26 protein-coding genes and 1 pseudogene are annotated in these 21,923 nt (G+C 61.3%); 8 read left to right on the forward strand and 19 right to left on the reverse strand.

The window, feature by feature from the left end:
* Positions 1-299: 299 nt before the first annotated feature.
* From C7H84_RS34050 to C7H84_RS34105, 13 genes and pseudogenes are all read right to left on the reverse strand, one after another.
* Positions 300-773: a hypothetical protein gene (locus C7H84_RS34050; RefSeq protein ID WP_121862916.1), complete on the reverse strand. Its 474-nt coding sequence runs from the start codon at positions 771-773 to the stop codon at positions 300-302.
* An 8-nt stretch (positions 774-781) separates the two neighbouring features.
* Positions 782-1,174: a hypothetical protein gene (locus tag C7H84_RS34055; RefSeq protein ID WP_121862917.1), complete on the reverse strand. Its 393-nt coding sequence runs from the start codon at positions 1,172-1,174 to the stop codon at positions 782-784.
* Between the two features lie 90 nt (positions 1,175-1,264).
* On the reverse strand, positions 1,265-1,726 hold the full coding sequence (locus tag C7H84_RS34060; protein WP_121862918.1) for a hypothetical protein: 462 nt from the start codon (positions 1,724-1,726) through the stop codon (positions 1,265-1,267).
* Between the two features lie 269 nt (positions 1,727-1,995).
* Positions 1,996-2,274, reverse strand: a complete 279-nt coding sequence (locus C7H84_RS34065; RefSeq protein WP_121862919.1) for a hypothetical protein — start codon at positions 2,272-2,274, stop codon at positions 1,996-1,998.
* Positions 2,275-2,358: 84 nt separating this feature from the next.
* Complete coding sequence (locus tag C7H84_RS34070) at positions 2,359-3,177, reverse strand: PRTRC system ThiF family protein (RefSeq protein WP_121862920.1); 819 nt, start codon at positions 3,175-3,177, stop codon at positions 2,359-2,361.
* Positions 3,177-3,812 (reverse strand): PRTRC system protein A, encoded by a 636-nt coding sequence (locus C7H84_RS34075; RefSeq protein WP_121862936.1) that lies wholly within the window; start codon positions 3,810-3,812, stop codon positions 3,177-3,179. Before C7H84_RS34075 ends, C7H84_RS34070 begins: the two co-directional genes overlap by 1 nt.
* Positions 3,813-3,815: 3 nt before the next feature.
* Positions 3,816-4,538 (reverse strand): annotated as a pseudogene (locus C7H84_RS34080) (PRTRC system protein B); the annotation flags it as partial.
* Between the two features lie 11 nt (positions 4,539-4,549).
* The gene (locus C7H84_RS34085) at positions 4,550-5,659 is read right to left on the reverse strand and encodes a PRTRC system protein F (RefSeq protein WP_240462181.1); all 1,110 of its coding nucleotides are present in this window, start codon (positions 5,657-5,659) and stop codon (positions 4,550-4,552) included.
* Positions 5,581-5,799, reverse strand: a complete 219-nt coding sequence (locus tag C7H84_RS37410) for a hypothetical protein (RefSeq protein ID WP_240462180.1) — start codon at positions 5,797-5,799, stop codon at positions 5,581-5,583. The genes C7H84_RS34085 and C7H84_RS37410 overlap by 79 nt, the downstream gene beginning before the upstream one ends.
* The gene (locus C7H84_RS34090) at positions 5,792-6,010 is read right to left on the reverse strand and encodes a PRTRC system protein C (RefSeq protein ID WP_121862922.1); all 219 of its coding nucleotides are present in this window, start codon (positions 6,008-6,010) and stop codon (positions 5,792-5,794) included. Before C7H84_RS34090 ends, C7H84_RS37410 begins: the two co-directional genes overlap by 8 nt.
* Positions 6,011-6,021: 11 nt before the next feature.
* Positions 6,022-6,480, reverse strand: a complete 459-nt coding sequence (locus tag C7H84_RS34095) for a PRTRC system protein E (RefSeq protein WP_121862923.1) — start codon at positions 6,478-6,480, stop codon at positions 6,022-6,024.
* A 79-nt stretch (positions 6,481-6,559) separates the two neighbouring features.
* On the reverse strand, positions 6,560-8,230 hold the full coding sequence (locus C7H84_RS34100; RefSeq protein ID WP_121862924.1) for a PRTRC system ParB family protein: 1,671 nt from the start codon (positions 8,228-8,230) through the stop codon (positions 6,560-6,562).
* A gap of 230 nt (positions 8,231-8,460) precedes the next feature.
* The gene (locus C7H84_RS34105; RefSeq protein WP_121862925.1) at positions 8,461-9,501 is read right to left on the reverse strand and encodes an N-6 DNA methylase; all 1,041 of its coding nucleotides are present in this window, start codon (positions 9,499-9,501) and stop codon (positions 8,461-8,463) included.
* A 629-nt stretch (positions 9,502-10,130) separates the two neighbouring features.
* Here C7H84_RS34105 and C7H84_RS34110 point away from each other — a divergent pair.
* Positions 10,131-10,451 carry a hypothetical protein gene (locus tag C7H84_RS34110; protein WP_121862926.1) on the forward strand — a complete coding sequence of 107 codons (321 nt, stop codon included), beginning with the start codon at positions 10,131-10,133 and terminating at the stop codon, positions 10,449-10,451.
* Between the two features lie 257 nt (positions 10,452-10,708).
* On the opposite strand, the gene C7H84_RS34115 is transcribed toward C7H84_RS34110, so the two are convergent.
* Positions 10,709-11,158 carry a hypothetical protein gene (locus tag C7H84_RS34115; protein ID WP_121862927.1) on the reverse strand — a complete coding sequence of 150 codons (450 nt, stop codon included), beginning with the start codon at positions 11,156-11,158 and terminating at the stop codon, positions 10,709-10,711.
* 139 nt (positions 11,159-11,297) lie between these two features.
* Between C7H84_RS34115 and C7H84_RS34120 the strand changes: the two genes are divergently transcribed.
* Positions 11,298-11,741, forward strand: a complete 444-nt coding sequence (locus C7H84_RS34120; RefSeq protein ID WP_121862937.1) for a hypothetical protein — start codon at positions 11,298-11,300, stop codon at positions 11,739-11,741.
* A 117-nt stretch (positions 11,742-11,858) separates the two neighbouring features.
* Positions 11,859-12,530, forward strand: coding sequence for a Lar family restriction alleviation protein (locus C7H84_RS34125; protein WP_121862928.1), 672 nt, complete (start codon positions 11,859-11,861; stop codon positions 12,528-12,530).
* Between the two features lie 89 nt (positions 12,531-12,619).
* On the opposite strand, the gene ltrA is transcribed toward C7H84_RS34125, so the two are convergent.
* The 3 genes from ltrA to C7H84_RS34145 all read right to left on the reverse strand — a co-directional run bounded on the left by ltrA (position 12,620) and on the right by C7H84_RS34145 (position 16,127).
* Positions 12,620-13,990: a group II intron reverse transcriptase/maturase gene (ltrA, locus tag C7H84_RS34130; RefSeq protein ID WP_121862929.1), complete on the reverse strand. Its 1,371-nt coding sequence runs from the start codon at positions 13,988-13,990 to the stop codon at positions 12,620-12,622.
* 562 nt (positions 13,991-14,552) lie between these two features.
* Entirely contained in the window at positions 14,553-15,695 is a 1,143-nt protein-coding gene (locus tag C7H84_RS34140; RefSeq protein WP_121862930.1) for an integrase domain-containing protein, read from the reverse strand.
* A 63-nt stretch (positions 15,696-15,758) separates the two neighbouring features.
* Positions 15,759-16,127 (reverse strand): hypothetical protein, encoded by a 369-nt coding sequence (locus C7H84_RS34145; protein WP_162999478.1) that lies wholly within the window; start codon positions 16,125-16,127, stop codon positions 15,759-15,761.
* Positions 16,128-17,304: 1,177 nt separating this feature from the next.
* Between C7H84_RS34145 and C7H84_RS34150 the strand changes: the two genes are divergently transcribed.
* The 4 genes from C7H84_RS34150 (at position 17,305) to C7H84_RS34160 (ending at position 19,162) form a co-directional block, all read left to right on the forward strand.
* A complete protein-coding gene (locus tag C7H84_RS34150) occupies positions 17,305-18,327 on the forward strand; it encodes a PRTRC system protein D (RefSeq protein ID WP_121862932.1) in 1,023 nt (340 codons plus the stop codon).
* Positions 18,324-18,671 (forward strand): hypothetical protein, encoded by a 348-nt coding sequence (locus tag C7H84_RS34155; RefSeq protein ID WP_121862933.1) that lies wholly within the window; start codon positions 18,324-18,326, stop codon positions 18,669-18,671. Before C7H84_RS34150 ends, C7H84_RS34155 begins: the two co-directional genes overlap by 4 nt.
* A gap of 99 nt (positions 18,672-18,770) precedes the next feature.
* Positions 18,771-18,926: a hypothetical protein gene (locus C7H84_RS36775; RefSeq protein WP_162999479.1), complete on the forward strand. Its 156-nt coding sequence runs from the start codon at positions 18,771-18,773 to the stop codon at positions 18,924-18,926.
* Positions 18,923-19,162, forward strand: a complete 240-nt coding sequence (locus C7H84_RS34160) for a hypothetical protein (RefSeq protein WP_121862934.1) — start codon at positions 18,923-18,925, stop codon at positions 19,160-19,162. Before C7H84_RS36775 ends, C7H84_RS34160 begins: the two co-directional genes overlap by 4 nt.
* Before the next feature lie 82 nt (positions 19,163-19,244).
* Here the strand turns inward: C7H84_RS34160 and C7H84_RS34165 are convergent, their stop codons facing one another.
* Positions 19,245-19,469 carry a hypothetical protein gene (locus C7H84_RS34165; protein WP_041490331.1) on the reverse strand — a complete coding sequence of 75 codons (225 nt, stop codon included), beginning with the start codon at positions 19,467-19,469 and terminating at the stop codon, positions 19,245-19,247.
* 93 nt (positions 19,470-19,562) lie between these two features.
* Positions 19,563-20,708: a toprim domain-containing protein gene (locus tag C7H84_RS34170; RefSeq protein WP_121862935.1), complete on the reverse strand. Its 1,146-nt coding sequence runs from the start codon at positions 20,706-20,708 to the stop codon at positions 19,563-19,565.
* A 273-nt stretch (positions 20,709-20,981) separates the two neighbouring features.
* Between C7H84_RS34170 and C7H84_RS34175 the strand changes: the two genes are divergently transcribed.
* The coding region (locus C7H84_RS34175; protein ID WP_162999480.1) for an RNA-guided endonuclease TnpB family protein at positions 20,982-21,923 on the forward strand (942 nt) is incomplete at its 3' end.

Genomic DNA, 21,923 nt, shown 5'->3' on the forward strand with positions numbered 1-21,923 from the left:
ACCGAGATGTTTCGCATCTTTAATTCAGGTCCGTAACTTGTGGGTAAAACCCAGTCATGAAGGACGGGGTTTCTCGGAGCAACTGATGGAAACTCCAAAATAAAAGGGCCGCACCGTAAGGTGCAGCCCTTAAGAGAGAGCAGCCGCGACAATGCGCGGCCGTCACTACGACTCAACGCATGCGGCGATGCGAAAATCGGCGTTGCTCGCGCTCTGCCTTCCGGCCGCGCTCGCACGCGATGACGCCATAGCCACAGAACACGAGAGTCAAAAGCAGTGCAACAATTCCGAAATCCATATTAGTCTCCGTTCATGGAGTCCATTCCGACGATAAAGGTTATCACAGCGACGACAATCATTGCTGCGATGTTTCTGGCCATTTGAAAGGTCCAGCCGGGAGCCGAGTTGGCATACCCAACGATGCCCACGATCGCCGATACGGTCAGCGCGTGACAGACCCGCCCGTACTGCTGACGCTGATCTTTCGACCACGTCGAGCGAATCAACCTAGAGCTAAGCCACGTTCGCTGGACAGCTGGAGACGCCCACAATTCGATCACGGCAAAACTATCAGCCGTGCTCTGAATCAACGTCGCCTCGTTACCATCCCAACTCGCCGTGATGGTCGGTGGAGACTCGCTCTGGCCGACTATTGCGAGAAAATCGCGCAGCCTCACTGAGATGTAAACCATTCCGATATCGGGCGCGTATGTGCAACGATCGATGATCGATAAGCCCGATGGGAACTCGATGCAAACCTCAACGAATTGCATCGCGCCTCCTATCGTCGATCGCTATCGAGGCCATCTACGAGCCGCAAGCCCCCAAGCAACGCCTGGTAGCCCTCGTCCGTGTCCAGCTGCCCGAGCGCTACGGCGTTATCGCCGCCGCCCGACAGGTCACGGTGTCCGCGCCGCGTCCGGAAGGACATCGCGACTCGCTGGCGCGAAGCCGCATCCGAGACCTCAAACATCATCCTGTTGGTGCGCAGGGTGACACGGCAGCCACGGCCGGCCTTCGCCGGCTCCGCCACCACCTCATGCTCGCCCGCACGCAACCGCAAATCGCGCGCGACGCCATGCAGGATTCGGGTCACGTGGTGCGTCAGCGCCGCGTCGGAGGCGGCACCCGCCGCGCGCCGATCGGCGAAGAGAACTTTCGGTACCTTGAACATCTTGCCCTCGAAACAAAAAAAGCGAGGCCCCCTTTCGGAGTGCCTCGCTATGCATGGGAAAGCCGGCAATCGCCGGATTCGAAAATGGGCTCAGCGCGTGACGCGCAGCCCCGAATTGCTGCTGACCAGCATCACACGGTCGCCCGTGGTGAAGCGCTGGTCGTCCGTTTGCACGACGACCAGCACTCGGCCGGCGCCGGTACGGACAACGATCTCGACGCCTACGTGACGCTGCAGGACCGCCGATACCTTCTGCGTGATAAAGCCGGCACTCGCGCCGGCGATGGCACCGGCGATATAGCGGCCGTTACCGCCGCCGATCGTGCGCGAGCCGAGAAAAGCGCTCACGCCCGCGCTGAGCAGCGACGACAGGCCTGAGTTATCGGAGCCGCTGTCGATCGTGACGGTGCGAACGCTGACGACCGTGGCCGCCTCGATCGATCCTGCGTGCTGTACGTCGTTGCGCTGGTAGACGTCCGGCGAGCCGAAGTCGTACGACGCACACGCCGTCAAGGACGCAAGCAGGAGAACAGAGATGAGAAGCTTGAACATGACGATTGCCTCAAAAAAAGAGGGCAATCGCCCGTCAGGGAAATTGCCCTGACGGGGAAGCCGACACGTTGTCGGTGAGAGAAACGCGCACGGCCGGAGCCGGTGCGACTAGGTCGATGCGCACAAGCGCGAGAAACAAGATCAGTGTAGGACTGTGCGCCAGCGCCGCGCGCCGAAATCGTTGCGAAAACGGCCCCGCTTTCCTCTGGAAGAAAAAAAGCGTCTGCCCGATCACTCGGGAGGCGCTGGTACCAGAAAAATGCGATCTGCTAGATGTATCCGGCGGCCCGGCTGAAATCGAGATTGCCGGGCCCTTCGTAGATGATGTCGACATCGATGGCAAGACACTGGCCACCTGCAAAATCGAACCTATCGCCTGCCTTGATCGCGGCGATTCGGTCCGCCGTCTTACCGTAAACGACGAACCCCCATCGCTCCCCTTCGGCCATGCTGAACCGTGGAAACCGAATCGCACGCTTGAACCGGATCACTGCATGCGGCAAGTCAGCATCGCGAACCGCTTCCGTCGTTGCCCCAACATCCTTCATATGTTGCTCCAATGTCGCGCGCACCGACCCACCGGGCAGGCACCCGCTGGGTAGAAAAAACCGCCCCGAAATGAGGCGGCAAAGTCAAACTGCTGCCGTCGACTTCCGGCTCTTGCGAGCCTTCGGCTTTTTCGGCGCGGGCGCCTCGTAGCCGAAGCGCGCCCACGCGGCGGGATCGATCGGTATCGGGCTGGTGCGACCTGTCTCCAGGTTCACAAAGCTGCCCGAATACTTCAGCGACCCCGTCCGATAAAGCGTCCAGAGCAGGTTGTAGGCCTGTACCGAGATCGCCTGATTGATGACCAGGGACTGTTTGCGCAGCGCATCGGCCATCGAGCAGGACGGTGTGTCGTCGCCCTTGTCATTCTTGGCGTTCAGCAGTTCCGGGAACAGATCACCCACATGGGGCAAGCGGTCGTGCCGAGCCTTGCCGAACTCCCCAAGAATGACCTGACCACGATCCGTCTCATTTCCGCAGTCGAGGTAATAGCGACAACTCCCGCGTTTCGCTGCCTGCACGATCGCGTGCCGAGCACGACGTGAGTCGACGCAGCCCACCACGATATCGGCGACGATCCGCACCGACGAATCGACACGCTGCGGCTCCGCAACCCAGTTGGTTCCCATCAGGTTGTTGAGCCGATTCACGAGCAGCAGCGCCTTGTAATGCCCGACGTCATTGGGATAGAACCCCTGCCGCCCGACATTCGTCTCGCTGACGGTGTCGTCGTCGTACACCGTGCACTCGATCCCGCCAGGGTGGCCAAGCTCGATCATCGCGTGATGCAGCCGCGCGAGACTGGGAAGAAATGCGCTCCCGGTCCCGCCTGCTCCAACCACCACGACGCGCCAGGGCCGGCGGATCATGTCGGCCGGAATACTGTGAGTGATTGCCTCGCTCATCACACCACCCCCATCATTAGCGCGGCCGCCCACGGCTCGGGCACACGCTCGAATTTCTCGAAGATCCCCTTCGCGCAAAGCCGCAGCGCGACGGACGGCGTACGATCGCAATGGCCCAGCACGAGCGCAAACTTCACGTCATGCTGGTCATCCTGGTTGTCCGTGCGCGAGAAGAACGCCGGGCCCGTGCCATGCGAATGGCAATCCACCACGAGCCATTCGCCGTCTGCCAGTCGCGGCCGCTCATAGACCAGATGCCCCGACCCGTGCGACAACGATGGCAACGCAACGATGCGGAACGCACAGGTCACGCTGTTCCAGACAATCCACGCGCCGACCTCGTTTGGCATCGCTGCCCGGGCCATCGCATGAAACTGAGCGACGAGCGCGGCCGGAATCTGCCCGCACAAGAGCGCCGTCGTCTCTTCGACTTTCCCGTACGGGACAGCTGTCGAGACTGCGTACTGCGCGATGCGACGCACCACGCGCACCCAGGGACGCAGGACTTCGAGATAGACGCCATCCGATGCGATGAGCAGGCGCTCACCCGGACGCGTCATCGGGACAACGGCCTCCCGCTTCGGAACCATCACCGACGGGAACGACTGCTGGAGAACGGTATCGAGCGGATTCATGCGCCCCCTCCCGAATTGACCGTTGACCAGCTGCTCGAGCGTTCGTTTCATCGGCACCAGCGCATTGAGCGGAAACGTCTCGCCGAACTTGCCGTCGAGCATGTCGCGCCAGAATGCGTACTCGCCATCCTTGTACTCGATCCGTTTGCCGCCTGCGTTTGGATGCGTGAAGGCCGAATCGAAGAACCCTGCTTCCCAGCCATCGATCGACGCCACATCCACACGCTTCGGAACCTGCGCACTACCGATGCAGATCCGGCCCATGTCCCAGGTGTTGAAGTACGGCGGTTCGAACAACGGCGTCTCCCGAACCGGGCGATCGCTGCATGCCACCGCGAACACGCGAAACCCCTGATTCGAGGCCTGGAACACTAGCCCCGGATGCGGCACAACGGCGCTTCGCTTACCCAGGTTCTCGCATTCAAAGAACACCCGGCGCATCGATGGCGGACACCACCACGTGACTGCTTCAGGCGAGACCCCGAGCACCGTCGCGGGCAAAAACTCCGCCCGCGGGGCGACGTGCTCGGCGAGCTGCTGAAGCGTTTGAACAAGCGCCTTTCGGTCGAGCGGCCGACCGGCGCCAATGACGGGTCGACCGCTTTGGCGGTCAGCGATGACAGCGTGGGCTGTCGCAAAATGCGCACCATCCTTGCCCGTATAGAGCAACAGCGCTTGCGACAACGCGACATCAGAGCCGGTTCTGCCGGCCGAGATACCAAACATGACACACTCCTTTAAGTAGGTTGGCTCACCAGCGCAAGAAGCCGGTCAAGGTGAGTGAGAATGCGAAACGCCAGTGCCAGGTCGGCGTACTGGCGGCGAATGGCCTTCGGAGTCGACGCCAAGCGGGAAAATCCGCTGTAGGTGGTCGCATCACCGGCTTGGGCTTCATTGTCGAAATGACAATCGAGAAGGTCGCCGACAAACTGGTTGTCCTCGACGATTACCGAGCAAAGCGCGTACACCGGATTTGCGGCGTAGCTCACGTGAAACAAATCTCGCGTTCGGCTACGGCGCATGAGTGCGCGCAGCTTGAGCACCTCGGTGCAGACGCGCCGGGGCATACCGCTGCTGCGAGCGCGAAGCCGAAGCAGCTCCGGCACCGTCAGGACGCGTCGATCACGCCACTTACCGCCGTCAAACACAGATGGATCAGCGTCGTCCGGGCAAAGCTGTGGCCGAACAACCGACGGCAGATACGCAGACCGAGTTTCTGTGTCGTCCTCGAAGCGTTCCTTCAGCGCTTCGTCCGCATCCTTGTCCGAAATGTCGGGATCGCCGTCCCAGTACCAGCACGAAAATTCGTACATGAACCAGTCTGGCAGGCGGATGAACATCGTCCGGGCCGATGCGCGGTGCAACGTGGCCATTACCGTCCGGAAGAGCAACGGGTGGGCCGATCGCAGTGTCTCGATCGCCCCTTCAAGCGAGTACACCCACTCATCTTCAAGGCCGAACCCGAAGAACAGCGGCGTCGGGTCGTCATCGTTGTTCCCGTTACCCAGGCCATCGAGAACATCACGAACCGCATGCGCATCGAACAGCTGCGGCGCGAACCGCAGCCGAGACAGACGCGCATACTGCCGTTGCGTCCACGCATGAAACGCCTGCTGGAACGCGTCGCCGGCGTCGGCCGGATCATGAACGTCACGTGCGCGCAACGGCCCGTACTGGAAGTGCTTCAGGACCAGGTCCGACAGGTTCACGTCTTCACGCCACTTCAACCGAACCGCCTGCAGCACCTCCGTCGAGAAGGACGGAAGCGTCAGAAGATCAGCGGCAGGTCGACGTCGGGCAGGAGCAGCGCGTGGCGGTTGCCAGCGCGCGGCCGAGCCAGCTGCGATGCTTGAATCAGGGAGTGCAGGATCGAAGAACATTTCCGCATTTCCTCGTCATATAAAAAAACCGGCCTTTCGGCCGGCTCCTGTTGGTTGAAGCCACCATCCGGATCGGACAGGGCCTTGAGCAGAGCGTCCTTACGCATGGGCGCCTTTGGCGCCCGCCGCGCGAACGAACGTGTAGGACATGACCTCGCCCTTGATTTGCGGGCCAGAGACGGCGGCCGTCGTCAGCTCCGGATACTGGGCGGTGTACAGATCGCGGACCTGATCGGGCGAGAACGCCGCACCGGGATCCATCAAGGCCATGCCGTTGTAGAGGAATTCGCGAACAACTGCTGCGATGCTGATTGACATGAGATACCTCCTTAATCGAGCAAGGATGCGAGATCGGTGCCGGCCGGCTTCGACTCGGCAACCGAGGTCTGCGGCGCGGACGGTGCCGGCTGATTGCCGTCGTCGTCGTCGTCGTTGTCGTCGTCCTCGTCTTGCGCGCCGCTTGCTGCGCCGGCCGTCGGCACCTTCGAACCCTTGGTCAGGGCCTTTTGCGCCTTCGTCACCTGCGTCGCCTTCTGCTCGTCCAGGATCGCGTTCGTTGCCGCTACCTGCTCCTCGAGCGACTTGTGTGCCGTCGAGTAGGAGGTGACCGCCGCGGCGAACCCTTCATCCAACTCCGCAGCCGTCGCCTTCAGGATGAGCGGTTGACGCAGCGTGGCGTCCTTGCCGCCTTGCGGCGTCAGGAACACCACGACGTTGTCGCCGTCCATCGCGAGTGACAGCGTCAACTTCTCAGCCGAACGGATCAGCGGTTCGAGTGCTTGAAACATGAAAATCTCCGGAAAATGAAAAGCGCCGCACGATGGCGGCGCACATGAAGGAGGGAACGGCGCATGGCCGCCCCGCATGTCAGAACTTGAGGACCTTCGGGATCTTGCCTGCGTAGTCGAAACCGCTGACGTTGAGCAGCGCCTCGACCACTTCCGACTTCGACTTCGAGAACACCTTCTTGAAGTCGTCGCCCATTGCGATACGCAGCCCGATTTCGTCGGCCACGACCATCATCTCGGCCTTCGTCAACAGCTCGAGGAAGATCTTGTCGAGCTTCCAGTGCTTCGCCAGATCCAGCTTGTGTTGCTTGCAAAGCTGCGTCAGGTACGACACGTCGAGCCCTTCGATCGCGGAAAGCAGCATGCCGGTCACGAGATCCGCCTGTTGCTGCTCGCTTGTCGCTTGCACCAGATCGACCGCCTTCGCGAGATCGCCAGACGGCACCTTCTCATCGGTCATCTTCTCGAACACGAGCCGGAAGGTGTCGTCCTTGATCTGCCGGGCGTATCCGGCCAGGACGATCGCGATCAGGTACTGACGTGCGAGCATGCCGTTCGTCCCGATATCGCGACGAAGCGCCTTGCGCCAGACGGCGACACGGTATTGCTTCACCTTGTCGGATTCCGCGACGACCGTGACGGCTGCCGGTTCGGACTTCGAGCCGCCCGCCTTTGCGGCGCCCTTATCGGGCGCGGCCCCCGCTTTCGCGGTTGCCGATGACTGATTTGCCGCCTTCGACGCTTGAATCCGTGCCGCAACCTTCTTCATGTTGCACACGGTATCGAAGCATTGACCGCGAAACACCTTGCCGATCGAATCCGGCAACGCGCTCACCGCGGCGCCATAGTTCTGGCACGAGTGACAGGCCTTCGCCTGATCTTCGCCCACACCGTTTGGACCATCGACCGCAATCTGCACGCGGGTATGGTTGTCGCCCGCGCGCACGATACGAACGAGGGGGAACTCGTCGCGCAGGCCCGCGGCCGTTGCTTCGAGTTGTTTCTCGGTCTTCTCGTTGTAGCAGGTGCGGTTGGTGCAGTTACCATCCGCAATCGACTCACCAAACAATGCTGACTGCGTCGACGAGTTGTGCGGGCAGCTGGTGCACTCTCCCTTGTCGAAGATCGCTGCGTTCAGCGAGCACGACACCGACTCGACCAGCTTCTTCACATCGGCGACCGACCGCTTCTCGGCGACGATGACGGGCAGGACCTTGTCTTGATTCTCTTTCGAGATTGCGGCGAGCAGCTCGGCATGGCCGAGGATGATCTTTCGCGTATTGAGCGCTTCCAGCACGCTCACGCTGCAGTTCATGAGGGCAAGACGGCTATTGAGCGTCTGAAGGCTCCAGCCGATGCGGCGGGCGGCCTCTTCCCGGTCGCCCTTGTAGCGGCCGACCATCTTGGCCGCCTCGACCGCCTCTTCGCCAGACGACATGTCCGCGCGCTGGATATTCTCCACCAGCGCGATTTCCTGTGCCTCGATCTCATCGACATACTTGATCGAGACCGGCATGGCATAGGTCTCACCGTGAACTTCCATCGCGGCCTTGTACCTGCGTCCGCCGGCGATCAGCTGAAATGTATCGTCGTCGAGCGGACGCACGAGCACCGGAGTGTCGACGCCGCGTGCGCGCACGGACGCGCGCATTTCTTCCATCTCCGCATCATCGAAGTAGGTTCGAGGGTTCGGACCGAGGACGATGCGACCGAGCGGGATGGTGGGTTGTTGAAGATTGGCGTGTTGCATGACAGGTTCTCCAGAGTGGGAACCTGCCCCCTGTCGGGAGTGGTTCCCGATGGGGTTGATAAGAAATGAATTGCCAGCGTAGCCGGCGGGTCGATGCGTCAGAGACGCGATAGATAGGACAACGATACCGCTCGAATAACGGACGAGCGTCAGGAAAGCGCTGAATTTCAGCCTAGCTTTCGAAAAAAAAGCCCGATCACAAAGATCGGGCCGGGTTCAGGAGACTGTCGCTAAAACAAGGTCATCTGGTCGATCGCCGCAAAGATCGCGGCGGGACTGGTCTGCACGACAGCAGCCTCAAACAGGTCGGAGATCGACGTCGGATCGTTCATGGGTTGAGCGATCACATCTGGCTCGGCAACGGCGATGTCGCCGACTTCGTCATCGACCAAAGGTCTCGACACGCACGACTCGATCGTAGCGGTGAGCACCGGCTCCGGCTCGGACACGTCTTCCGTCAGCGGGGTGTCCGCTGTCGACGCCTCGAGAGCGAGCGCCGCCGTGGAGAGCTCGCGCTCGCGTCGGCGCAGTTTCCATCGCCAACCGGCCATGATGTGAGCCGGCGTATACCAAACACCCCATACCTCGCCGGTGAGCGTGTTGCCATGCACGACGATCGCGGGAATATGCAGCAACGACAGCTGCAGATACGTCATGTGGACACAGACGAGGTCGATGTCGACGCAGGTCGCATGCATCGTCTGCTGATAATTATGACCGGCGGCCGCGAGCGCCTCGGCCGTCGCGATGACCATGCCGCCGGCACCGCACGCCGGTTCCCGCATCCGCAGGAATCCGTGCTGCTGGATGTGCGGTTGGCCGTCGCCGGTCGTCAGCATCGCCATCAGGCGCGACACGTGGTATGGAGTGAAGAACTGCCCGGCCCGGGCATTCCCGAGCTCCAGCATCATGTAGGTTTCGCCAAGAACGTCGGTCATACCATCAAAGATGGGTACGGCGTGTGCCCCGGCTTTCTCCGACACCTGCATCCGATGCTCGAATGACAGTGTCAGCGCACCAAGCATGCGGGGAAACCGCTCGACGTCTTCGCGCTCGTACTTCCCGACGATTTCTAGATAGCGCTTCTCGCGCGCCTCGAACTGCGTGCGATCGACGCTGTTGCTGATCGACAGCGCGGCCAACTCGACGAAGTCGGCAAACACAGTATGCGTGTGCTGGCCGTACGAGAAAGCCTTGATCATTTGCACTAACTCGCGTTGGTACGGGTCCGCGGTTTGGTCGTGTTTGCGTTCTGCGCTCTTGCGGCTCATGCAAGCACCTCGCAGGCGCCGATATGCAGATGGGACATGATGCTCTCCAGGGATGAACGGGAGAGCACGCCCGACGGGAGTGGTCCCGTCTGGGTGATATGGGAGGCCGCCGGCGGCAGACTCTGGTCGATGCGTCAATGACGCGGTAGGTGGAAGGATCGTATCGCGTGGTCGCCCATCACTGGCCGGGCAATGAGTTGGATATCGCAGGAGCTTTTGCCAGCCGTGCGTAGTGCAAGGCGAGCAAGATACTCACAATTTCCCTGAACAAGGTTGTGGAAAAGTCCCGGAAGACCGCACCGGACGTGGCGGAGCGCTCCCTGCACATTTTTTAGGCAAGACGCCATCCAGCTCAACCGGTTGAGGGGGCAAACCCAGAAAGCTCGAGAAAAACGTATAGCTTTTCCAGCTTCGACGACCGGTTGACGGACGCTATGACGGTTGCGGGAAAGCTGACCGAATTGAAGAGGCTTTCCGACTGAGCACGTGGTGGCCACTGGCCACAATCGAACTGACGGCCATTGCCCCAGCGTTTCATTCTGAGGGCGTAACCATGTTCCGTTAGACCGGCTGGTCCTCACGCCAGCCGGCTTGCCTTCGGGAACCTCCAATCCGAGCCCTTAACCATCATGCAACGTCTTTTCCCAACCACGTTCATCGTCATGCTAATCGCCGACCTCGTGACGGTCTTCACTCGGCTCAGCCCCCGCACCAGGATGATCTGCGGATGCGCATTGGCGGGATTGTTCGCCTGCGGGTGGGCGATCGGGGAAATTCTTCGACTCATTGGACATTGGCGCGACCAACGCGACGCCAATGAGAAAATGCTGATGGAACAACGTTTCCCTTATTGCCACGTGACCCGCCTATCGAGCGGCCAATGGTTTCTGACCGAGAAGGCGACCGGTCGAGAATACAACCGATCTGAGCCGGCCAAGCCCAATGCGTGATGCGCGGCGAGATTCCGGTCGTCGAATGGAACATCGAGGATCCGCTCTCGTCAGTAACACTCCCGCCAACCGCGCAACGTCGCCCCGCCGCCTGAGCTGGCGCAGACGAAAAAAGAACCCCGCCTTGGATGCCAAGTGCGGGGCGAGGTGGAGTACAACGAGGAGGAAGAAATCCCAATTTCCACCCGGGTTTACGGCACCGTCCGGGGGACGTTGAGCATGCGGAACGGCCCCGCGTCGCCCCGTCATTGGTCTGCCTAGGCCGCGAGCCGCTCCGGCTCGGTCGGCGCCCCGGACGACTCGCGCCAATATGCATTCACCTGCGCGACGACCCAGGCTACCGTCGCGCGCGGTGCCCGCTTCAGCTGCCGATCGTAGAGCGCCAGCAACGCGCCGATCGCGGCTGCCGAGGATTCCGTTGTCACCACACACCGTCCAGCAACCACCGGACCCGAGTCGATTTCGTTGATCGCATCCTGCGCTGCCGCAAACGTCGCCCGACTCTCGCTTCCGTCACCTACCTCGGCCTCCAGCAGAAAGTGCGCCGCGACAAGCGCATGGGTCAGCACAGACAGCGTATGGCGATCTCCCTGACTAGCCCGCAGCGTGCACAGCGCGAGATAGCACTCGAGCGCGATCCCGTCACGATCCGCGGCAGGGATGGGCAACAGATCGGACTTGGATCGAATCGCGGACTTCGGCTTCATGTAGGACGCTCAAGCGGTTGCAATGTCCAATGATTACGGCATCCAGGAGCGCACGCTTTAGCCGATTGGCGGCGACGAACCTTGACATTGACTTGCGACCGGCAAGATGGATGCATGCTCAATGCCCATGGAGGCCGATATGCAAGGCAAGTCACTCTTTCTCGACCGCACAGTCTCCCGTTCACACGACTGGGCGCCGCGTTTTCCCGCCCTGTCGATGGCATGCCGCGAAGCCGGCTCGATCTCGCATGGCCGCCAGGCGGTAGTCGCGGCCGCCGACGCGGATGGCATTCGATGCACGTTTTTCACGAACCTCGGCGCAGTCCTCGATTTCAGTGCAACGTGGGCCGAGCTGGAGCGCGCACGCACCTGGTGGCATTTCGTCCGCCAGTGGAATTTCTGGATCGTCGATCAGCCAGAGTCGATGCGCAGGATTTTCACTCGCGCGCCGAGCGACGAGCGCACCGTGACCGTCATTCCGACGACCGTTACTCGGCACGATACCAACGATTATCTTCGGTATCTGGAGCGCGTCGAAGCGGCTGCGCGCAGCACGGTCGTCTGGTCACAGGCGACCGCCTGAAAGCGCAAGTTACCGAGTCGTGAATTTAATTGGGGACAATCTCCGTTTAATTCCCCTTTGTCTGTCACACAAAAGCGGCAATAATGCGGCGGTCACGACCTTATTTTTATATTACAAATGTTGGAGCAGCTTTATCCCTGCGACCACTGCGGAGGGCGGGCCACGATCGGGCGGTCGCAACGACTGATCGATTGCCCAGAGAACCGCGCGTTTGATTTCAGCCAGTTCGGTCGTTTTGGCGGGCCGCCATGTCTGGGAGACGTGCTGCCGCGCCCGCCCGAAGCACCGCTGACCGAAAAGCTCGTCTGCATCCATTGCACAGGCTGCGGCTTGTCGACGCAGTGGGAACCCATCGGCGATGACGAGATCGCGGCCAAGAAGCGCTGCGCGCAAACGTGGAACCGGCGTCTGAGCCGCCCGAAGGCGGGCGAGAACGATCTGCAAACACTTGTCGAACGCGAGCTCGGCGCATGCGATGCGCAGTTGGTCCTCGACCTGTTGTCTCGTGCCGAGGGCGATTGGGCCACGCTTGGCCCCGTGTTCAAGATGCTCGCGCAACGCATCGTCGATGCGACCGTTGTCACCCTCGACACGTGGCCGATCTCCCCCGTGCTCGAAGACGCCGCGCGATACCGCAAGCTCGTCCAGCTAGCGAAGTGGGTGGAAATCGACGGGCAAGACTATGTGCAGTTCCCGAAAATTCCGTCGCCTTCCGAACACAGGGACTTCCTGTTCGAAGACCGGATCGCGATGGCGGTCGACGCGATGCCCGATCGGGATCGCTGGTGATCGGGATAGGGGTAGTCAGGTAATCTGACCGCTCCCCTCCCACACCACCCGGCATGCGGGTCCGCACCGGGCGGTTCGAGCAGTTGAGGTTATGAGAGCCGGGGAACACCAAGCCGGTCGAAGTAAGCGATGGGCAGCGCCCGGTTCAGCAGCAAGGAACCGTTGCGCCACCAGCGGCGGCTGTTCGCAGCCACCCGGCGGGCATCCTCTTGCGAGGCGCCCCGCGCACGCAACTCCCGGTACATCGTCGTTCCTCGACGCCAGTGCTTGAGCTGCAGCACGCGCAGCCGGTGTCTGATCCACCCGTCGAGTCGACGGAACACTTTCGGCGTCTGCGCCAGATGGAAGTAAGCCTTCCATCCCGGCATATACGTCTTCAGTCGCTCCGCCACCTCGGGCAGGCTTCGCCCGCCCGAGCGGCGGGTCAGTTCGCGGATGCGTTGCTTGAACGTCTCCAGGGCCTTTCGGGCTACCGCGCATTTGATCCGATCGTCCGCACTGCGCCATAGTTCGTAGCCCAGGAACTTCCGACCGGTCGCCTGCGCAACCGCCGTCTTGGCCTCATTGACCTTCAGATGGAGTCGGTCGTAGACCTGGCGCAGGCTAACCAGCACCCGTTCGCCCGAGCGGCGACTGCGCACGTACACATTGCAGTCGTCGGCGTAGCGAACGAAGCGATGGCCTCGCTTCTCCAGTTCCCGGTCCACCTCGTCCAGCAGCACATTGGCCAGTAGCGGCGACAGCGGTCCGCCTTGCGGCGTACCTTCGTGACGCTCCAAGACCACCCCGCCATCCATGATCCCGGCCACAAGGTAATGACGAACCAGCCGCAGCACGGCCTTGTCCGCGATCCGCCTCGATAGCCGCTCCATCAGGATGTCGTGATTGACCCGATCGAAGAACTTCTCCAGATCCGCATCGACCACCACCCGGTAGCCGTCCTGCACATGCCGTTGTGCCATCAGCATCGCGTCACGCGCTCGACGTCCCGGCCGGAAGCCGTAGCTGTGTTCGGAGAAGCTCGGATCAATATTAGGCTGCAAGACTTGCAGCAGGGCTTGCTGGATCAGTCGATCCGTCACCGTCGGAATCCCCAGTTCACGCATCCCGCCATCGGGTTTCGGAATCTGGACGCGCCGCACCGGCAGGGGCCGGTAACTTCCATCCAGTAGTGCTTCCCGAATCCCGGGCCAATGCGTTTTAAGGTAGTCCGCCGTCTCGGCGATCGACTTCCCATCCACCCCGGCACTGCCGCGATTGGCTCTGACGCGTTTCCACGCCATCACCAAATTCGTCCTCGCGAGCGCCTGCGAGAGCAGGCTGTCTCGCCCTGAGCCTCCCGTTTCGTGCCGCGCCGTCCGTACTTCATCACGCTCCGCTTCAGGCGCGGCTTCACCTCGCCCTCCCGCGTTGCGCCCCGCCTGCGCGGGCTTCTGATGCACTGCACGTCCGAGCAACATGGCCTTCGGCTCTCCTACTCGTTCGGCCCTTCGCCCCAACCGGCAGCTACTACGGCCTCTGCTGACTTCTCGCTCCGGCTTAGCACCGTCGCCCTTTCAGGCATGAGGCGAGATCTCCCCAGGTAAGAACGCACTCCTTCATCGCACAACCGCCGCATCTACGCCGCTTCGCCTTGGTCACGAGAGCTTCGCGGTTTTATGCCCGCTCACCCTGCTCGGCAGCGCCTTCTATGCGGTTCTTGTTCATCGGCTCGCGATTTACGCTCCACGCTTCCTCCCCACATTCGGTCGCCCTCATGCAGTTGCGCTTCGCTTCATTCGCCGTGACCAGCTTATGGCGGGACTTGCACCCGCAGGAGTGCGCCCATGCTGGGCGCACAAAAAAAAAGCCGGCGCGAGCCGGCTTAAAAAGAGTTCTAGCCATATCCGAGGGCCGAGCTAGAACCTGAGAGACAAATCCATCTTACCGAACATGCCATCGGCCCAGCGAGCATAACGCACGCTATTTCCGCCCTCATTTCGACGTGCGCGCAATCCTAGCGAACGGTGCCCTCTTCATCGCTTACTTCCGATCGTGAGTCGCCGCGAGCAACCGATAGAGCGCTTGCCTCGAAATCCCGAGTGCTGTCGCTGCATGGCTCTTGTTGCCGGCGGCGGTCCGCAATGCGGCTTCAACCGCATCCACGGTCGGCCATTGCTTGCGCATTGCCTCCTGCCGCGCGAATGTCGACAGGTACGCATTCGCCTTCGATTCGCGGCTATGCCCGGCGGCCGCCACGACCCGGCGCTTCGCCTCTTCGTGCGCCTGGGGATCAGGCCGGACCGACGCCCCCTTGACCGGTGCCGGGACCTCGGCGACCTGCTCGTATAGCGTCTGCAGGTATTCGTGGCGCAGGCCGTGGCTCGTAATCCCAAGCCCGTTCTTCGTCACCCCATGCTTGCCGAGCACGTAGTAGTACCAGTCTCGCCATTGCTTGAGCGTGCGGCCGGCCGGAATCGTCGACCCCGATGAACCGTTACTGAGCCGAGCCGCCTCTTCCAGAATCGAGATTTTCCGCTCGATCGGCACTTCACGGGGGCGACCACCCTTCGTGCCACGCGTAACGGCGAGCGTCTGCGGATTGCGCACCGCCTCGAGCGGCCGTAGCATGAAACTCTCCTCGACCCGCAACCCGAATGCCGCCTGCAGCTTGAGCTGCACAGCCGTATACGGACAGGTCGACGCGATTTCGTCGATCTTCGCTACAGCGTCCACATCATGCGCCACCCAGGACTTGTCCTCGGTCGCCACATAGCTGCGCACCAGGCCCGCGGCTTGCCGGTCCACGTAATCGCCGAGCGTGCCAACCAGATTGGTCTTGCCCATCCACAGTGCGATTGCGCGCAGGTAGGTGAGCTTGTTCTCGATCCGACCACCTGACTGCCCCGCATCGACCCACCGCGTAACGAGATACTTCACGTGCTTTTCCTTCAGCGACCACGGGCTCTGCAATGCGAAGCCGCCTTCGCGCAGCTCAACGAACGCCTTGCAAAGAGCAGCCGCGCGGTTTTCCTGCGTCCTGATCGAGAGCGCCCGCGTGCTGATGCGTGTCGTGCTATGGATGTCTGCAACGTGCTGATCGAAAAGCACGAGCAGCGCATCGCGAAATTCGGGCGACAGTTGATAGCGGCCCACAACCGCCCGTACATTGAGGATGGCAGCCATACACTTGCTCCTCGCGGCCAACGCCGCGCATTCCCGGCAGAAATCACTCACCGGTCAATTGGGTTAATCGATCAAACCCAGCTCGCGGCACTCATCCGCGACGTCTTCCCACATCTCGCGCTCGATCAGTTCGTGGGTTTCGGCGATACCCTGTTGATACGCGCTCGCCTCTTCCTCTACGACAATATCGGCGTGCATCCAGTCGGCCATAGCGAGTTCCCAACGGTCGAACATAGATCGGACGCGTGGAATCGCTAGCAGAAAAAGATTCGCGCGCCGAGCGGTCTCAGCCATGTGCGCCAGGTCATCCGGCAGGTAGCGCCCCGTCCCGCGTATCACCGCACTCGCGAAACCCTCGTCATCCAATGCCAGCAGTTCATGCGACAGCCGTTCCGGCAACGCAAATCGAGCAATCGCTACCAGTGATTGCATCCTCACCGCCACTTGCTTTTCCGCGTGCGCAAGTCGGTCTAGACTATTCACGTTACGCCCCATAAATGTTCACCTTTCCACCACGGACCCCTACCTGGCGCCGTGCCGGACAATTCCTCTACCACCGACGCTCCCGCGCTAGTGGTTCCACCGGTATCCGCCGGCGCGGTCCTACTGCTTCCTATCCTTTAGCGATTCCATCCGATCAGCCCGTTGCATGGGAAGTGCATGCAATCCGACTGTCCATCCTGCTGCATTGACCGACGCAGTCCGCGCTTCGCGCAGCCCGTCGCCGATCATTTCGCGCCCATTTGACGGACGCGCTGCGCGGATCGACTCCGCCCAGTTCAGCTTCGTGGCTACCCTGCCAGCCTGACGCTTGCGCGTCTCGGCGACGACCGACCTCGCGGTCGCCGCGCCGCGCTATGTGCCGGGTAATTCCTGTTGCGCATTTGGGTTATGGCTGCGCCTACCGTTCGTTCTTCCAATCAGGGAATCGCAACACCGGTCTCTCCGGTTCGCAAGACTTCCCCCGCCCCCAAGCACACTCATGTCGGCCGCGGTGTATCGGGCTTCCTGAGTGCACCCAGCATCGATCGCTGAAAGGGCGTGTTCAGACATGCATGAGCACTCGTAGAGTGTCCGGTGTCCGGGTCTCCACTTGTCCTCATGCTGTCCTGTGGCGACAAACCGTCGCCGATCGTATGGATGTCGCACTGTCCAGCGGTCCTCACTGTGGACCGCTGTGTACTTGATCTGATTCAGAATAAGGCCGCTTCGTTGTGCGGCCCGAACACTTGACTGCTTTTTGACGCCCGTTGCGGGCCAAGAGGACGAGCGAGTGCCTTGCACTCGGTTTCGATGCGTCGATGACGCGGTAGGTGAGAAGAAGAATAGAGCGATTTGCGCCGGCTCGCCGGCCGAAAGCTGGCGGGAACCGGCGCGCTTTGCGCAACTTGACTTTGCGCGTCGCTCGATAGACTTGGTTCAACACGATCTGACAGATAGGTGTCACTTGCCGTTCGGTGCCTGCCGCTTCGGCACGAAGTGACACTTAACTGATAGATAAGTGTCACTTTCCGATGCCGATCAATTTACAAGGGCTCGAAGTGACACTTAAGTGTCAGATAAGTGGCACATGCCACTTGGCAACCAACTTCTACCGTATGGAGTCCTTGTGAAAACTTCCGTCTTCGCCGTCGATGTCGGCTATGGCAATACCAAATACGCTCACCGTGCCGCAAACGGCGCGATCGCGACCGGCATGTTCCCGTCGCTCGCCCCGCTTGCCGCGAGCCGCACCCTGTCCAACTTTGGTGAGGGTGTGCTCGCCTCACGGAAGATCGCCTCGATCGTAATTGACGACGTCGAGTACGAAGTCGGCCCAGATGTCTCGCTGACGGCCGCGTACGGCAATACCGGCCGCGCACTGTCCAATGATTTCGTGCTGTCGAACAACTACGCGGCCCTGCTTGCGGGCGCGATGCGCTTTGCCGGCGTGACGCATGTCGAGCGACTGGTGCTGGGTCTGCCCGTCCACAACATGCAGAAGTACTCCAACGAACTTAAGGAGCGCTTCGCCGGAGAGCTCGACTTTGGCACATCGAGCGTTACTGTCGACAAGGTGGTCGTGATCCCGCAGCCGCTCGGTTCGCTGGTTGCCGCGTCGGGCAACCGGCAGAACGAGTTCGGCCGAGACAGCGCACACCTGGTCATCGATGTCGGCTACTTCACCACCGACTGGGTGTACGCGAACGGCTTCACGATGGACGACAAGCGTAGCGGCGGTATTCCGGGCGGCGCATCGCAGATCTACCAGCGAATCGCGGGACTGATCTCTCGCGACCAGGGCGAGCAGGTCGATGACCTCGAACGTATCGACAAGGCATTGCGCGAGCGAACGACTTTCTACTTCTACGGTTCGGATATCGATCTCGATCCGTATCTGGAGAGGTCGCAACCCATTATCGCGGCGGTCGTGAAGGAGATTCAAAACAATGTCGGCCAACTCACGAACGTCCGCTCCATCATTCTGTGTGGTGGAGGTGCGGCGCCGTATGCGGCCGTCATCCGAAGGGCGTTTCCGCGCGTTCATATCGAAGTGATTGATACGCCCTGCCTCGCCAATGCGAAAGGCTTCCTGATCGTCGGGGAGGCCGGCCTCGCGCGCGAACGGACGCGCGAACCGGCAAAAGCATGAGCGCGAAGTTCCCGATGAAGCTGGTCATCGATGACGTGACCTGCCCGTTTCTCTTTGCGCGCCTGTCGGCCGTCGAGTCCCCGCGCGCGCGGGCTGCGCTGTTGCGCACGCTTGCCGAAGCGGCTTGCCGCGGCACGGTCGTCGAGCCGCGTGCCGCGCGCGGGGACGACGCGTTGGACCGCCCGGCTCCCGTCGGGTCGGACAAGGTCACCGAGCACGGACGTAACACGGGACCTGCTGGCGCGGTCGACGTCGCGGCGCACGTCCGCGGCCCCGACCCACTGCCGACCGACAACGGGCACGACACGTCAGCTATCGCCGATCAGTTCTCGGCGTTCTACTAGCTGAACTTGACTTCGCCGCGCAGCTGCGAAGATGGATACATAACACCGGTGTTCATGGCGCACATCGCGCTATGCACCGGTGCATAGAGGATGCACACCATGCTGGAACTCATCGACTGGATTCGCCACGGCGAGCTAATCCACAAGCTGTCATCGCCGTACCTTTGGCTCAGCTTTGTTGCAATGCGCATCGCGATTGAATACTTCTTCGCGGGGCTGGCCAAGCTGGAACATATGTCTGGAGACCGCGAATGAACAAGGTAACGGCGATCGCATCGGCGGCGTATCAGTTGTACAAGCACCTGCCGTTCCTGGTCCGACGCGTCATCCTCGCATACGCCTTCGCCTTCGTCTGGCTCATCGGCATCGTTTTGCATGCGCACCACTATGGGACTCTGGCCGAGCCGTTTCTCATCGGTGGAGCGATTGGCGCGGTGTGGGCTTCGGGCGCCTATAAGCTTTTCCTGCTGATCCTCCGGATCGTGCTGTAGGCTCCGGGAGGCCGTTGCCGATGCAGAATCCATGGACGAAAAAAAAGCGGCTCACCAAATGGTGAGCCGCTTCGCTTCAAGATCAATGTCTGCGACTGGCCGCCTTTTGCGCGAGCCATGCCATACAGAAGTCCACAGCCGGTTCGAACGGCTCGTCCCGCAACACGTAGCGGGCCTCGCCCTCGCACTTCCGGTCGATGACGTCGAACGCTTGCGCTTTCGACAGCACCGTCGGCTGCCCGCCATTCGCCGCACCCGTGGTTGCGACGATCTCGAACTCTCCCAGCAACATACGAAAGGCCATCATCAGTCTCCGAATGAGGCCCGGCGCAATACGGCCCGGCGGGGACGTATCCCCACCGGGCAAACAAGGCATTGCCGGCAATCGCCGGCGTTCAATTCAAACTACACGGCACACTTTGCTTCCATCCGCGAGCGCGAGATTCCGCCGACGCGCTTCATCGCGCATCGCCCGTCTCGCGGTCGCAAGCTCGTAACGTTGCGTCCTGCGCTTGTACTGCTGAGCCCACACATCGCAGAAATCCACGCCTTCGACCACCGAACGGACGATCGAGACGCGCTTTCCTAGGCTACGAAGCCGATCGGCCAGGATATTGGCGTGATGCTCGCCGGGCCGATACCCGTGGCGGGCGTCGACCCGGTCGCGGTCAGCGTAGATAATCACGTGGTCGTAATGGTCCCAACGGATGTCAGCGCGCTCGAGGCCGCCGCAGTTCAGCAGGCTGCGAACCTCGATACGATTCTGATACCGCGCAACCACCGCGAACCCCGTCTCCGAACCCTCAACCAGCGCGAGGGTCCGCGACCGCGTCGTGTTGAGCAGCACCGACGAACCAAAACTTCCGTCCGGCGCGCTCATCTCGAGCTTCGCTCGCTGCTTCCCTTTCTTCGTCAGGAAGGGAACCTTTGCGCCATCAGCCGTGAGGTAGGTCCGATGAAGGCGACGCGGCTTTCCGGCCGGCGAACGCGCACGCAGCAGCATGACGGGAAACTTTCCTTGCTTCTTTCCCCACGCATCGACGTACTCCATACCGAGGTGGTAGCGCACATCCTTGCCGATCCATTCGATCTGCAGCCCGGGAATCCGGCTCGCCAGATACGCCCATACCGGCGACTCCGCCGTGACGGGCCCGGCGCCATCCCATGCGACCTGCATCGCGCGACACTTCTGCTCGTCACTTTTCTCAGGCCGGACCGGGACAGGTTTCACCTTGCGCGCCACCTCGACGGGAATGCCACCGTTATAGTTTCCTGTCTCGAGCTCGTAGTAGATCTCGCGATACGGCTTGCCAGTCACCTCGTGGATGAGCCGCACGCCCGTGCCGCCCTTCGCACAGCGAGCGCAGTACCAGCCGCCCTTCGGATCCTTCTCGGGCGAATAGAGCCGAAATGTCTCCTCGCCATCACACAGCGGGCACGCCCACCAGCGCTTCTTGCCATCCCCCAGATAACGACTGTCGAGGTAATGCGGAAAGATGTTTGACCAGTTCAGGTCCTCGAGAACCAGCTTCTTCAGCTCTCGCATGGTTCAGCCTCCTTGTGCGCTCTGGCAAAAACGTACGAAGCAGCTGCCCCATCAATCGATGCGGAAGCCACCAACGGTGGATCAAGGGCCCTCTCGCATCTCACGGCCCCCGCAGTCGCGTCGAATCAACGTGACAAGGAGAGCACTGCGCTGCGCGAAAGGTGAAACCACTTCACACATTCATCATTTGCTCCGAGAAACCCTGTCCTTCAGGACGGGGACGAAAGGAGCGCCGCTGTTTGACAGCGGCATTCCAACGTTAAAATGACCGGCATGATCCTTGTCTATCGCTACCGGGTGAAATCGTTGAGCGGCCTGCTGAACAAGCAAAGCCGAGCAGTGAACTACGTGTGGAACTTCTGCAATGACACGCAGAAGCACGCGCTCAAGTGGGGCAAGAAGTGGCCTACAGGATTCGACCTGAACGTGCTGACTACCGGCAGCAGCAAGGAACTCGGCATTCACTCCGGCACGGTCAACGCAATGTGTGAGCAATACGCGAAGTCGCGCAGCCAGCACCGTCGCCCGTACCTGCGTTATCGCGGCAGGAAGTCGCTCGGCTGGGTGCCGTTGAAGGGCCGAGATCTGAAGCGCGAAGGTGACGCGTTCCGCTTTGCCGGGAACACCTTTCGCGTGTTCAACAGCCGGCCGCTTCCCGAAGGCAAGATCAAGGACGGGACCAACTTTGCGCAGGATGCACGCGGCAACTGGTTCCTCAACATCGTGATCGAGATGCCCGATGTTCTGGCCCGCCCAATCCGTTCCGGCGTCGGCATCGATCTCGGCCTGAAAGACTTCGCCACACTTTCGACCGGCGAGAAGCTGCCCAATGACCAGTTCGGTCGACGAGCGGCGGAAAAGCTGGCGAAAGCGCAACGGGCGAGAAAGCACAAGCGTCATATCGCGAAGCTGCACGCCAAGATCGCAAATGCTCGCGCCGATTTCCAACACAAGCTCGCGCTCGATCTGGTGCGGCGCTTCGATTACATCGCGGTCGGCAACGTGTCGGCTGTCAAACTCGCCAGAACCAGGATGGCGAAGAGCGTCTACGACGCATCCTGGTCGTCCTTCCGAAACAAGCTCCGTTACAAGGCGATGGCGCACGGGGCCACGTTCGAGGAAGTCGACGAAAGTGGTTCTACCCAGTCCTGTTCGGCGTGCGGGTCGAAAGACAGCACGACGCGGCCGAAAGGTACATTCTCCGATGCGGACGTG

Source organism: Burkholderia sp. Nafp2/4-1b (genome assembly GCF_003635165.1).
In the GTDB taxonomy this organism is placed as follows: domain Bacteria; phylum Pseudomonadota; class Gammaproteobacteria; order Burkholderiales; family Burkholderiaceae; genus Burkholderia.